9 protein-coding genes are annotated in these 13,328 nt (G+C 75.6%); 3 read left to right on the plus strand and 6 right to left on the minus strand.

The features are described from left to right. Positions 1–5: 5 nt before the first annotated feature. From ACZ501_RS29900 to serC, 3 genes are all read right to left on the minus strand, one after another. The gene (locus ACZ501_RS29900; protein WP_361602384.1) at positions 6–3,116 is read right to left on the minus strand and encodes a sacsin N-terminal ATP-binding-like domain-containing protein; all 3,111 of its coding nucleotides are present in this window, start codon (positions 3,114–3,116) and stop codon (positions 6–8) included. Positions 3,117–3,250: 134 nt separating this feature from the next. Next, complete coding sequence (locus ACZ501_RS29905) at positions 3,251–3,664, minus strand: hypothetical protein (RefSeq protein WP_468799590.1); 414 nt, start codon at positions 3,662–3,664, stop codon at positions 3,251–3,253. Positions 3,665–4,031: 367 nt separating this feature from the next. Continuing rightward, a complete protein-coding gene (gene serC, locus ACZ501_RS29910; protein ID WP_468799592.1) occupies positions 4,032–5,150 on the minus strand; it encodes a phosphoserine transaminase in 1,119 nt (372 codons plus the stop codon). An 84-nt stretch (positions 5,151–5,234) separates the two neighbouring features. Between serC and ACZ501_RS29915 the strand changes: the two genes are divergently transcribed. Continuing rightward, positions 5,235–8,012 carry an FAD-binding and (Fe-S)-binding domain-containing protein gene (locus ACZ501_RS29915; RefSeq protein ID WP_468799594.1) on the plus strand — a complete coding sequence of 926 codons (2,778 nt, stop codon included), beginning with the start codon at positions 5,235–5,237 and terminating at the stop codon, positions 8,010–8,012. A 91-nt stretch (positions 8,013–8,103) separates the two neighbouring features. Continuing rightward, the gene (locus tag ACZ501_RS29920) at positions 8,104–9,048 is read left to right on the plus strand and encodes an EamA family transporter (RefSeq protein WP_361602373.1); all 945 of its coding nucleotides are present in this window, start codon (positions 8,104–8,106) and stop codon (positions 9,046–9,048) included. A gap of 92 nt (positions 9,049–9,140) precedes the next feature. Here the strand turns inward: ACZ501_RS29920 and nadE are convergent, their stop codons facing one another. Next, on the minus strand, positions 9,141–9,962 hold the full coding sequence (gene nadE / locus ACZ501_RS29925; RefSeq protein WP_468799596.1) for an ammonia-dependent NAD(+) synthetase: 822 nt from the start codon (positions 9,960–9,962) through the stop codon (positions 9,141–9,143). Between the two features lie 61 nt (positions 9,963–10,023). After that, entirely contained in the window at positions 10,024–10,410 is a 387-nt protein-coding gene (locus ACZ501_RS29930; RefSeq protein ID WP_468799598.1) for a MerR family transcriptional regulator, read from the minus strand. A gap of 50 nt (positions 10,411–10,460) precedes the next feature. On the opposite strand from ACZ501_RS29930, the gene ACZ501_RS29935 reads away from it, so the two are divergent. Then, positions 10,461–11,342 (plus strand): NAD(P)-dependent oxidoreductase, encoded by an 882-nt coding sequence (locus tag ACZ501_RS29935; protein ID WP_468799600.1) that lies wholly within the window; start codon positions 10,461–10,463, stop codon positions 11,340–11,342. A 111-nt stretch (positions 11,343–11,453) separates the two neighbouring features. Here ACZ501_RS29935 and ACZ501_RS29940 read toward each other — a convergent pair whose 3' ends face one another. Next, complete coding sequence (locus ACZ501_RS29940; protein WP_468799602.1) at positions 11,454–13,079, minus strand: CocE/NonD family hydrolase; 1,626 nt, start codon at positions 13,077–13,079, stop codon at positions 11,454–11,456. Positions 13,080–13,328: the final 249 nt, after the last annotated feature.

Raw genomic sequence — 13,328 nt, forward strand, 5'->3', positions numbered from 1 at the left:
CCGCCCTAGTCGAACCACCTGTCCCGGGCCAGTTCCGCCGTGCGGGACGGGTCCTCCAGGAGGGCCGCCACCTCGAAGCGGCGGGGCCACTGGGCCGCCGCCCAGGCCAGGCCCGCCGCCACGCCCTCCAGGGTCGCCGCGTGCAGGACGCCGTCCGGGGTGAGCCGCCAGTCCAGCTCCGTACCGCCCGCCACCAGCTCCTCGTGCTCCACGTACGTCTTCGGCGTCGACGGCCCCAGCAGGACCCGTACCGGCTCCGGGACCTCGTGCTCCTCACCCGGCGTGCTCACCTCCGCCGGGACCGTGTCCGACAGGCGGCGCACCTGGAGCAGGTCCGCCAGGTCGGCCGCGCGGGACGGGGACACCGGCAGGAGCGGCAGACCCCCGGTGAGCGGCAGGAGGTCAGGGGCGTCGGCGACGACCGCGTCGGCCGCGTCCACCACGACCACCTCCCCGTCCACCACCGCCCGCAGCTCGTCCGGGAGCGTCACCTGCTCCGGGTCAAGGTCCGCCAGCGCCCCGTACAGGCCGTGCAGCTGCCGGCCCGTCACCTCGCGCTCCGGGTCCGCGAGGCGGGCCAGCAGTTCGGCGGCGCCGCCGGGCTCCTCCAGCAGGGCCCGCACGGAGGTCCGTACGCCCAGGGCGCGCAGCACCTGCTCGTCCTCGAAGCCGGTCGCGTCCGCCGGGGTGTACAGGCCCGCCAGCAGCGGATCGCCGCCGGCCGCCCGCAGCCCCGCGGGGCGGCGGCCGTCGAGCACCGGGTGGTCGCGCAGCCACCAGGCCGTGTACGGGCGCACCGACCGGGTCGTGCCGTCCGGGAGCAGGATCCGCACCGGCTGGGTCAGGGCGTCGCGCAGCGGCGGCTGTGCCAGCATCGCCAGGGCCTGCGGCCAGCGGTCGTCGTCGACGAGGTCCAGGTCCCGCACGGCGATCAGCTCGGTCGCCACCGGCGGCACGGGCGTGTCCGGGAGCTGGTCGAGCAGGTCCTCGCACCACACGTCGACGGCGTCCAGCAGACCCGCGTCGTCCGGCTCGGCGAAGTCCCCCTCGCGCGGCTCCAGTTCGTCCGGGTCGAGCACCACGTCGGTGGCGCGGACCAGCTGGAACGCGGTCAGCACCCCGCACGCGGCCAGCGTGTCCGCGTCCCAGCGGGCGGCGAAGTCGGCGTCCAGGTACGGGACCTCGCCCTCGCGCAGCACCGACGCCAGCGGACTCCCGGCGAGCAGCAGCTCACCGGCCGGGGTCGGCTCCCCGTCCTCGTCCGGCAGGGCCAGCGCGCCCAGCCAGGGCTCGTCACCGGGGGCCAGGCCCGCGGCGCGGACCAGGGTCAGGACGGTGTCGGCGAGCTCCTCCGGGTCGGGCGCGTCCTCGTCCCAGATCTCGCCCGCGTCCAGCGAGGCGGCCACGGCGGCCCGCACCTGCGGGGTCGTCAGGACGGCGCGCGCGGTGGCCGGGAGGGCGCCGAGCCGCTCCAGCAGCGGGTGCGCGGCGTCCGGGTGGGCCACCTTCAGACCCAGCCGGGCCAGCTCCGCCGGGGTGTCCGGGCCGGGCAGCAGCACGTGGCGCGGGCCGATGGTGGTGCGGCCGTCGGCGAGCGGCACGGGCAGGCCCGACAGCCGGTCGGGGTCCACCCCCGCCAGGGTGTCGTACAGGCGGTGCCACCAGTCCGGGGTGCGCTCGATGCCCGCGATCCGCTCGATGGCGTCACCGAGGGGGAGCCGGCCCACGCCCAGGGTGCGCAGCTCGGGGCGCCGCTCCAGCCCGGCCGGCAGCAGCGTCGGGAGCACCTCCGCGAGGACCCGTACCGTGTCGGCGCCCGCGCCCTCCACGACCTCGGCCTCGAAGGGGCGCAGCGCCGACAGCTCCTCGGTGGGGGCGGCCGGGGCGAGGAAGGCGGTACGGGGCAGCCGCCGCAGCACGGCGGCGCGTAGCGCCCCGTCCAGCGGGCCCTTGCCGAGCGGGCCGGGCACGAGGTCCACCAGCGCGGTGGTCACCGGCTCCCAGGTGCCCAGGAGTTCGGTGTACGCGTCCGCCGCGCGCTCCACCAGGAAGTCGGTCAGCGGTCCCGGCGCGGGGTGGCGGCGCGTGGTGTCCAGCGGCAGGGAGGCGATGAGCAGGGCGGGGACGCCGAGCGGCTCGTCGGTGGGGGTCGGGGCGTGGACGACGGGCGCGGTACGGGGGTGTACGGGTGCGCCGTCGGCGTCGACCGGGACGGCCCAGGTGACCGTCCAGTCGGGCCGCAGCCGCTCCTCGACGGGCCGGTCGGCGAGCAGGGCCGGCTCGATGGGGCCCGTGTGGCGGACGGTGCGCCAGCGGTGGGTGCCGGAGGCGGAGTCCTCGATGACGGTGTACGGGCCGTCCATGCGCCGGTACAGCACGCGGTGCCCGGCCGACGGGGTCTCGATGACGACCTCGCGCAGCCCGGGCAGGGTCAGCAGCAGCGCGTCGTCCACGCCGGCCAGCAGGCGTTCGGTGAGGTCCTCGGCGGCGGCGTCGCGCAGCGGGAGGACCACGACGGTGTCGTACCCCTCGGGGGCGGTGCCCTCGGCGGGCAGCGGCAACCGCAGCAGCGGTACGTGGCCGTCGCGGCGGCGGAGTTCGTCGCCGAGGCCGGGGCTGCCGTTGGCGGCGTCCCGGGCCAGCTCGCGGGCCTCGGCGAGGGACCAGCGGACGCCGCCGTGGCGGCCGAGCACCGCCGGCTCGTCGGAGACGGCCAGCACGGCGGCGAAGCCGACGCCGAAGCGTCCGACGGAGCCCTGGTCGTTCTCCCGCTTGGCGGAGGCGCGCAGGGTGCTCAGCGACTCCACGCCCGTCGCGTCGAGCGGGGCCCCGGTGTTGGCGGCGGCCAGCACGGCGGGGCCGTCGGGGCCGGAGGGGTGCAGGGTCAGGCGCAGCCGGCCGGGGACCTTGGCGCGGCCGGCCGCGTCGGCGGCGTTCTGCGCCAGCTCCACGACGAGCCGGTCCCGGTAACCGCCGAGCGCGAGGTCCTCCTCGGCGTTGGCGTCCTCACGGAAGCGGGCCGGGCCCGCCCCCCACGCGTCGAGCACCCCGCGCCGCAGCCGGGCGGTGCCGAAGGGGTCCACGCCGGTCTGGGCCGCTGTCACTCGCACGTTCACGCCGCTGCCTCCATGCTGCCGCTGCCTCTGGAGTGTCGAAGGTATCGCGTGGGCGGCCGCGCCCTGCCCGTGAGGTGGGCGAACACGGCGACGCGGAGGGGCGATCGGGCGCCGCCGGGTGCCCGGCCGGGGGGTCACCGGGTCGCACTGCCCCGCACGGTGAGGTGCGCGGTGGCCCGCAGCGGGGTGCCGTCGGGGGCGCTGCCGGTGAGGAGGACGTCGTAGGAGCCGTCCTTGACGCGGGCGACCCCGGCGGTGGCGGCCCAGGTGCCGTCCTGGCCGGCGGCGGGCGTGACGCGGCCCAGGGCAGCGGAGGAGACGGCCAGGTGCCGCGAGCCGGCGGGGGCGGTCACGGTGACGCTGACGGCGTCGCCCGGCTTCACGGGGGAGGCGGGCACCTCCACGCGGGCGGAGGGGGCCGGGTGCGTGCTCGCGCGGACGGACGGCGAGGGGGCGGGGGCGGGGGTGCCGGCGGCGAAGGCGGTGGCGCCGCCGAGGGCCAGCGACGCGGTGAGGGCGGCGGCGGTGAGGGTGAGAGCGGTGCGCATGGGTTCCTCCTTGAGCGGAGCCGGGCGAGTCCCGGCACACCGGACAAGAGGGACACTCGGGAGCTTCGGTTTCAGTGCATTCCGGGCGCCGGGAGGAGAGGGACGAAAGTCCCGCGACCGGAAGGCGCAGGCGGGAGCGGGTGCGAGGGGGATCCGCCCGCTTGCCCCCCGCCCCGGTTTTGGGGACCAAAGTCCCGGCCGCCGAGGTGGAGGACACGGTGGACAGGCGGACACGGAGGACACGGAGGACACGGAGGACACGGAGGACACGGAGGATACGGAGGACACCCGGGGAACGCGGGAGCCCCGGCGCCGCGAAGGCGCCGGGGCTCCCCGGGTACGGGCGGGGCCCGTCGATCCCGTCAGGTCAGAGCTGCTCGATCACGTAGTCGATGCAGGCCGTCAGCGCCTGCACGTCCGCCGGGTCGATCGCCGGGAACATCGCCACGCGCAGCTGGTTGCGGCCCAGCTTGCGGTACGGCTCGGTGTCCACGATGCCGTTGGCGCGCAGCACCTTCGCCACCGCCGCCGCGTCGATGTCGTCGGAGAAGTCGATCGTGCCGATGACGGCGGAACGCTTGCCGGCGTCCTGCACGAACGGGGTCGCGTACTTCGACGCCTCCGCCCAGCCGTACAGGCGGCGCGCACTGTCCGCCGTACGGGCCGTCGTGAACTCCAGGCCGCCCTGGCTGTTCATCCACTCCAGCTGCTGGTCCAGCAGGAAGAGGGTGGCCAGCGCCGGGGTGTTGTACGTCTGGTTCTTCAGCGAGTTGTCGATCGCCGTCGGCAGCGAGAAGAACTCCGGGACGTGCCGGCCCGAGGCGTGCACGCGCGCGGCCCGCTCCAGGGCGGCCGGGGAGAACGCCGCCACCCACAGACCGCCGTCCGAGGCGAAGGACTTCTGCGGGGCGAAGTAGTAGACGTCGGTCTCGGTGATGTCCACCGGAAGTCCACCGGCACCCGAGGTCGCGTCCACCAGGACGAGGGAACCGGCGTCCGCGCCCGCGACCCGCCTGATCGGCGCCGCGACACCCGTCGAGGTCTCGTTGTGCGTGTACGCGTACACGTCCACGCCCGCCTCGGCGACCGGCTCCGGGTGCGTGCCCGGCTCGGAGGAGATCACGGACGGCTCGTCCAGCCACGGCGCGAGCTTCGCGGCCTTGGCGAACTTGGACGAGAACTCGCCGAAGGTGAGGTGCTGGGACTTCCGCTCGATGAGACCGTGGGTCGCGATGTCCCAGAAGGCGGTGGAGCCGCCGTTGCCCAGGATCACCTCGTATCCCTCCGGCAGGGAGAAGAGGTCCCGGAGGCCCTGACGCACCGAGCCGACCAGGTTCTTGACCGGGGCCTGGCGGTGCGAGGTGCCGAGCAGGGAGGTACCGGTGGCGGCCAGGGCGTCCAGCGCCTCGGTCCGCACCTTGGAGGGGCCCGCGCCGAAGCGTCCGTCGGCGGGCCTGATGTCAGCGGGAATCTGGATCTCAGCCACGAGCGGAGCGTATCGGGTCCCGGACCGGCCGTCGGACGCGCGTCCACCCGGTGAGACGCGGGGCGGCGGTGGCAGGGTGTGCCCGTGACGTCTCCCGGGGAAATCGAGCGGACCTTGCGGGCCGGACTGCGCGGGGAGGTGGACTTCGGCGCCGCCGCACGGGCACTGGCCACCATGGACGCCTCGAACTACCGGCGGGTACCGGTGGGCGTCGTCGCCCCGCGCGACGCCGAGGACGTCGCGGCCGCCCTGCGGATCTGCGCGGACGCCGGGGTGCCCGTCGTACCGCGCGGCGGCGGCACCTCCATCGCCGGCCAGGCCACGGGGGTGGGCGTGGTGCTCGACCTCACCCGCCACATGAACGCCCTGGTGTCGGTGGACCGCGCCGCACGGACCGCCGTCGTCCAGCCCGGGCTGGTGCTCGACCGGCTGCGGGAAGCGGTGCGCCCGTACGGGCTGACCTTCGGGCCCGACCCGTCCACGCACTCCCGCTGCACCCTCGGCGGAATGATCGGCAACAACGCGTGCGGGGCCCACTCCGTCGCCTGGGGCACCACCGCCGACAACGTGGAAGAACTCGCGGTCACCGCGTACGGGGGCGCCGCCCACCGGCTCGGGACGGGGTGGGCGGGCGCGCCGGCGGGGCTGCGCGAACTGGCCGCCGGCAACCTCGCGGTGCTCCGTACGGGCCTCGCCGCCGGATCCTTCTCCCGCCGCATCTCCGGCTACGGCGGGCTCGACGCGCTGCTCCCCGAACGGGGCGTGCGCCTCGCGCGGGCCTTCTGCGGCAGCGAGGGCACCCTCGGGGTGGTCACCGAGGCGGTGGTGCGCCTCGTGGAGCTGCCGCCCGAGCCGGTGCTGGTGGTGCTCGGCTACCCCGACGAGAGCGCCGCGGCGGACGCGGCCGCCGGGCTCCTCGGACACGGGCCGCTCACGGTGGAGGGCATGGCCGAGGACCTGGTGCGGGGGGCAGCCGGGAGCGGGGGCCTGCTGCCCCGGGGCGGGGCCTGGCTCTTCGTGGAGATGCCGGACGGGGCGGCGGCGCGGCACCTGCTGCGGGAGGCCGACGCGCTCGACGCGCTGCTGGTGACGGAGCCCGCCGCGCAGCGCGCCCTGTGGCGCATCCGGGAGGACGCGGCCGGCACGGCGACGCGGATGCCCGGGGGAGGGGGCATGGCCTGGCCGGGGTGGGAGGACTGCGCGGTCCCGCCGGCCCGGCTCGGGGCGTACCTGCGGGACTTCCGGGCCCTGCTGGCGCAGCACGGGCTGCACGGGACCCCGTACGGGCACTTCGGGGAGGGCTGCGTCCACGTCCGGATCGACTTCGACCTGGTGTCGGTGGAGGGCGTGGCGCGCTTCCGGGCGTTCTCCGGCGAGCTGGCCGACCTGGTCGTCGCCCACGGCGGCTCCCTGTCGGGGGAACACGGCGACGGACAGGCCCGGGCGGAGCTGCTGCCCCGGATGTACGGGCCGCGGGTCATCGAGCTGTTCGGTGCGTACAAGGACGTGTGGGACCCGGCGGGCGGCATGAACCCCGGGATCCTCGTCAGGCCGGCGCGCCTCGACGAGAACCTCCGGTTCGCGGTGCTGCCCCTGGCGGCGTCCGGTGCGGGGGAAGGTGCGGCGGAGGGCGCGGCCCGCTGCGTCGGTGTCGCCAAGTGCCGGTCGGCCGAACCCGGGGGGCCCGGGGTGATGTGCCCCTCGTACCGGGTCACGGGGGAGGAGCGGCATTCCACGCGCGGCCGGGCCCGGCTGCTGCACGAGATGCTGGCCGGGGAGATCATCACCGACGGGTGGCGCTCGGCGGAGGTCGCCGAGGCCCTGGACCTGTGCCTGAGCTGCAAGGGCTGCCGCAGCGACTGCCCGGTGGGCGTGGACATGGCCGCCTACAAGGCGGAGTTCCTGCACCGCCACTGGGCCGGCCGGCTGCGCCCGCTGTCCCACTACACCCTGGGCGGCCTCCCGGCCTGGCTCCGGCTGATCGCCGCGCTGCGGGCGGCCGGGCCCGTCAACGCGGCCGGGCGGATCCTGCGCGTGCCCGGCCTGGCGCGGGAGCGGGCCCTGCCGCCGGTGGCCAGGGTGCCGTTCACGCGGTGGTGGGGGGCGGGGGCGGGGGGTTCGGGTGGTGGGGGTGTCCTGCGCGTGACGCTGTGGCCCGACACCTTCACGGAGTACCTGGCCCCCGAGGCCGGCCGCGCCGCTGTCCGGGTCCTGGAGGCGGCCGGCCTCGGCGTCACCGTCCCCACCCGCGGCCGGGTGTGCTGCGGGCTGACGTACGTCTCCACCGGCCGGCTGGACCGGGCCCGCACCGTCCTGCTGCGCACCCTGGACGCCCTGGGGGAGGAGGCACTGCGGGGTCCCGTGCTGGTCCTCGAACCCAGCTGCGCGGCGGCCCTGCGCACCGACCTCCCCGCCCTCCTGCCCGAGGACCCGCGCGCCCACCGCCTCGCCGGAGCCGTGCGCACCTTCGCGGAGACGCTGGAGGAGTACGCCCCCCACTGGGCCCCGCCCCGGCTGGACCGGCCCGTCGCGGGCCAGACCCACTGCCACCAGCACGCCGTACTCGGCGACGCCGCCGACCGGCGGCTGCGCGAGCGGGCCGGGCTCACGGGCGAGCTCAGCGGCGGCTGCTGCGGCCTCGCGGGCAACTTCGGCTTCGAGCCGGGCCACCACGCCGTCTCGGTGGCGTGCGCGGAGGAACAGCTGCTGCCGTCGCTGCGGGCCGCGCCGCCCGAGACGGCTGTACTGGCGGACGGGTTCTCCTGCCGCACCCAGATCGCGCAGCTGGCCGGCCGGCGGGGCCGGCACCTGGCGGAGCTCTTGGCGGAGGGGCTGGCGGAGGGGGCGGCGGAAGAGTCGTAGGGGCGCGGGGCCGGGGGTACGGGAGGGCGCGGGGCCGGGGGTAAGGCAGGACACGTGGGGATGGGGCTTACATACCCCTTAGGCTGGATTCATGCCTGCGCCCTCCTCCTCGTCCTCGACGACCGCCGCCCCGGTCTCCGCCCCGGCCCCGACCCCCGCCCCCGCCCGGTCCTCCCGGTTCGGGCCGGTCGCGCTGGTGGTCTCGGCCGGGGTGTCGGTGCAGTTCGGCGCTGCCCTCGCGGTGATGGTCATGCCGAGGGTGGGCGCGGCGGGCGTGGTCACGCTGCGGCTCGCGGCCGCCGCGCTGGTGCTGCTGCTGGTGTGCCGGCCCAAGGTGCGCGGGTACGGGCGCTCCGACTGGGGCACGATCGTCGCCTTCGGGGTGGCCATGGCCGGGATGAACGGCCTCTTCTACCAGTCCATCGACCGCATTCCCCTGGGGCCGGCCGTGACCCTGGAAGTGCTCGGCCCGCTGGCCCTGTCCGTGATCGTTTCGCGCCGCCTGGTGAACCTGCTGTGGGCCGCCCTCGCCCTGACCGGTGTCGCCCTGCTGGCCGGCCACGGCGGCGGAGGCCTGGGCGGGCTCGACCCGCTCGGCGCGGGCTTCGCGGTGGGCGCGGGCGCGATGTGGGCCGCGTACATCGTCTTCAGCGCCCGTACCGGCCGCCGCTTCCCGCAGGCCGACGGCCTGGCCCTGGCGATGGCGGTGGCCGCCGTCATCTCGCTCCCGCTCGGCGTGGCGGAGGCCGGCTCCGACCTGCTCACCCCGAGCACGCTGGCCCTGGGCCTCGGTGTGGCGCTGCTGTCGTCGGTGCTCCCGTACACGCTGGAGCTCCTGGCCCTGCGCCGCCTGCCGGCGCCGACCTTCGCGATCCTGATGAGCCTGGAACCGGCCATCGCGGCGACGGCCGGATTCCTGATCCTGAGCCAGGCCATGTCGGCGCTCGACGCCCTCGCGATCGCCCTGGTGATCGCGGCGAGCATGGGCGCGGTGCGCTCGCAGGGGAAGAGGAAGGCGAAGCGGGGGCGGGGGTGAGGGGGCGGGTGCCCCCGACGCCCCCGGCCCGGCTACTGGCGGCCGTCCGGGGCTGATACCCGCACCGGACGGCGATCAGGACGGCGGTGCGATCAGGGGGCGATGGGGAGCTGGCGCTTGTGGTCGGTGAGGCGGTAGCGGGCGACGATCGTCTCGTAGGCGCGTTCGTCCACCGGCTTGCCCTCCAGGAAGTCGTCGATGTCGTCGTACGTGACTCCGAGGGCGTCCTCGTCGGCCTTGCCCGGGTCGAGGGTCTCCAGGTCGGCCGTCGGGACCTTCCACACCAGCTCGGCGGGCGCGCCCAGCGCGTCCGCGACCGCGCGCACCCGGCGCTTGGTCAGGCCGGTCAGCGGGACCAGGTCGGCCGCGCCGTCGCCGAACTTGGTGAAGAAGCCGGAGATGGCCTCGGCGGCGTGGTCGGTGCCGACCACCAGACCGGCGTGCGCGCCGGCCACCGCGTACTGGGCGATCATGCGCTGGCGGGCCTTGATGTTGCCGTGCACGAAGTCCTGGTGCGCGGCGTCGCGGAAGGTCACGCCGGCGGCCACCGACGCCTCCAGCGCCGCGTCGCTGGCGGGCTTGATGTCCACGGTCAGGACGTGGTCGGCCTGGATGAAGGACAGCGCCAGCTGCGCGTCGTGCTCGTCGGCCTGGACACCGTAGGGCAGCCGCATCGCGTAGAACCGCGCCTCGTGACCGGCCTCGCGGGCCCGCTCGACGGCGAGCTGGCAGAGCCGGCCCGCAGTGGTCGAGTCGACGCCCCCGCTGATGCCGAGTACGAGGGCCCGCAGACCCGTGGAGGTCAGCCGCTCGGTGAGGAAGGCCACCCGGCGCTCGATCTCCTGTTCGGCCTCGAAGGCCGGGGCGACCTGGAGTTCCCGGGCGATCTCCTGCTGGAGGGCGATGGCGCTCACGTCTGCTCCTTGTTCCGGTTCACGATGTGCCGTCCACCCTAAAACGTTTCGGCGGGGACCTTCATGCGGTGTTCCAGGCCGGATAGTCCTCGCCGCCCGTGCGCTCGGCCGCGTCGATGTAGTCGGACAGGGCGCCACGGGACTGCGCGAGCCTGCCCATCTGATCGTCGATGCGCCGCAGCCGGGTCCTCATCGCGGCGAGCAGTTCGGGGCAGCCGGGCAGCTCCGGGACCTCGCCGACCGCACAGGGCAGCAGGTACGCGATGTCCTCGGAGGACAATCCCGCCCCCAGCAGGTGCCGGATCTGCTTCACCCGCAGTACGGCGGTCTCGTCGTACTCGCGGTAGCCGTTGGCGCGGCGCTCCGCCGCCAGCAGGCCCTGGGCTTCGTAATAGCGCAACTGGTGGGCGTTGACGCCCGTCCGGCGACTCAGTTCCCCGATCCGCATCGCATCCCCCACTTGACCTTGAGACCGGTATCAACGTTGACGATGCTGCCATGACCGACAAACTCCCCGTCTCCGTCATCGGACTCGGACTCATGGGCCAGGCCCTCGCCGGCGCGTTCCTGAAGGCCGGACACCCCACCACGGTGTGGAACCGTACGGCCTCCAAGGCCGACCGGCTGGTGGCCGAAGGCGCACAGCCGGCGCCCACGGTGGACGACGCGCTCACGGCAGGTTCCCTGACGATCATCTGCCTCACCGACTACCAGGCCGTGCACGAGCTGCTCGACGCGAGCGAGCTCAAGGGCACCACCCTGCTCAACCTCACCTCGGGCAACTCGGCCCAGGCCCGGGAAGCCGCCCGCTGGGCCGAGCAGCGGGGCGCCCGGTACGTGGACGGCGCCATCATGGCCATCCCCTCGACCATCGGTACCCCTGAGGCGGTCATCCTCCTCAGCGGCCCCCACCTCCAGGATCTCGATGCCCTCGGCACCGTCACCCACCTCGGCACCGACCCCGGGCTGGCGTCCCTCTACGACGTGGCGGGTCTGGCCATGATGTGGAGCGTCCTGAACGCCTGGCTCCAGGGCACCGCCCTGCTCCGGACGGCCGGCGTGGACGCCGCGACCTACGCGCCGTTCGCCCGCCAGATGGCCGCCGGCGTGGCCGAATGGCTCCCCGGATACGCCCAGCAGATCGACGACGGCTCCTTCCCGGCCGAGGTGTCGGCCCTGGAGACCGACGCGAGGGCGATGGCGCACCTGATCGAAGAGAGCGAGGCATCGGGCGTCAACGCCGAACTCCCCAAGCTGTTCAAGGCCATGGCCGACCGCGCGATCGCCGCCGGACACGGCGCAGAGCAATACCCCGTCCTGATCGAGGAGTTCGCCAAGCCCCAGCCGACCGCAACCCGCCGGGACGAGAGGAGCGCGTAGCGATCCGCCGCGCCTGGCCCCAGGGGGCTGGGCCGGGGACATCGGGGGCCGGATGCGGGGGCGGGCCGGGGCCCGGCCCGCCGCCTCGTCCCCGAGGAACCCGCCCACCGCTCACCCCACCGGCACCTCCAGGTACGACGGCGTCGGCTCCGGCGAGGTGAACGCCAGCGTCGCGCGCGGCAGGTTGGCGTCCCCGTAGAAGGGGTCGCGCCCCGCCGCCACCAGCAGGAGGCGGTGCCCGCGCGGGACGTCGTACGCCGTGGCCTGGAGGTCGATGTCCGCGCCGATCAGGCTGTCCGGCGGGGACGGCAGGTCGCTGAACGGGGCGTGCGTGATCAGGCGGGCCGAGCCGTCCGGGGCGAGGTCCAGGAGGTATGCCACGAAGGTGGAGCCGGAGTTCGCGGCCCGGTACGTCACCCGCAGCCGCGGGATGCCCCGTACGCGGACGGTCTCCTCGGCGGGGGCGCCGACCCAGGTCGCGGTCACGGCGGAGTCGATCTCCCCGGCCCGGTACGTCCTGGGCCGCCCCGCCATCTCCGCGTACCCCGAGCGCACGATCGCGTCGGCCACCGCGGCCGGGGTGTCCACCCCGCACAGCACGCCCGCCGTCCAGCCGTGCTCGGGCTCCTCGGCCAGGCCCCCGCCTCCCGTGAGGTACAGCCGACGGACCTCCCGGGTGAGGTCGGGCCAGCCGGCGGAGGGCTCCAGGGCGCGGGTCCACATCACCTCGGCGAGCACCTCGCCCTCCGCGTCGACACCGTTGGCGGCGCCCCGCAGGTGGTGGTCGAACCAGCGGTGGGCGTCCGTCCACACCGGACTCGGCAGCCCGAGCAGTCCGGCGCTCTCCGGGCCGCCGTGGTCGCCGATCGACAGGTCGAGCCGCTTGGGCCCGGTGAGCTCGTCGAACAGCCTCAGCGTCTGGTTGGCGGGGAAGAGCGTCTCGTGCCAGGCGTGCGCGAGGAAGACCGGCACGCGCCGCCGGTTCAGCTCCTTGACCTGCCCGAACGGTGAGCGCTGCTGCGCCCAGCGCAGCGTCGCTTCGCCGTCCCGGTCGGCCAGGACGTCCTCCAGCGCCCGCTCCGTCTCCGGGCTGAGCCGGGCCCGCCCGGCCGCCGTGAGCAGCGCCTGTACGGCGGCGCAGCGGCGGGTGGAGTTCTCGCGGAGCACCTCGCCGAGGTCGCCCCAGGTGCTGAGCGCCGCCACCGCGTCGACCCGGGGGTCGTGCGCGGCGACGAGCTGGCTGATGCCGGCGCCGTACGAGACGCCGAGGAAGCCGATCCGGGTGACGGGGCCGGCGGCGCGCTCCAGCAGGTGGTCCAGGGCCCGTCTGCCGTCGGCGACGTCCAGGGGCCCGGCGAAGTCGGCCTGGCCGTCGGAGCGGCCGAAGCCGCGGACGGTGTAGGCCAGTACGTCGTAGCCGCGTGCCGCGAACGCGGCCCCCTGGACGGCGTACGCGGCCCAGCCCAGGCCCGTCCACGGCGAGGGCATCACGACGACCGCCCGCGGCCGGGGGCCGGTGTGCCGCCAGAGCGCGGCGTCGAGCAGGTCGCCGCAGGCGCCGGTGACCTCGCCGCGGGTGAAGACGGCCGCTGCGCGCACGACCTGGGCTTCGGCGGCGCGCGCGGGCGGGAGGCCGGTGAGGTCGCCACTCTCCAGGGCGTCGGCGTAGGCGGTGAGGGCGGTGGCGTCGAGCTGGGGATAGAGGGAGTGGAAGTCGGCTGGGGCAGCGGGGTTCACGGCGGACCGTCCTCGTCGTCGGCTGGCGTGGAGGGGATCGGGTGCGGCGGCTGCACAGGCGGCCCCCAGTATCGGCGCGCGGCGGTCGCCCCTCCGGCGCCTTCCCGGCGTACGGCCGGAACCGTCCCTCGGCGTGCGCGGCAGGGCGCGGCCGCTGCCTTGGGCGGGCCTTGCCGGATGGCGGCGGGACGCCAAGCACCGCATCCGGACGGGCAGTTGGCGATCCTGGCGGGAATGTCACGCACGGCG

Source organism: Streptomyces sp. NPDC034085 (genome assembly GCF_055575555.1).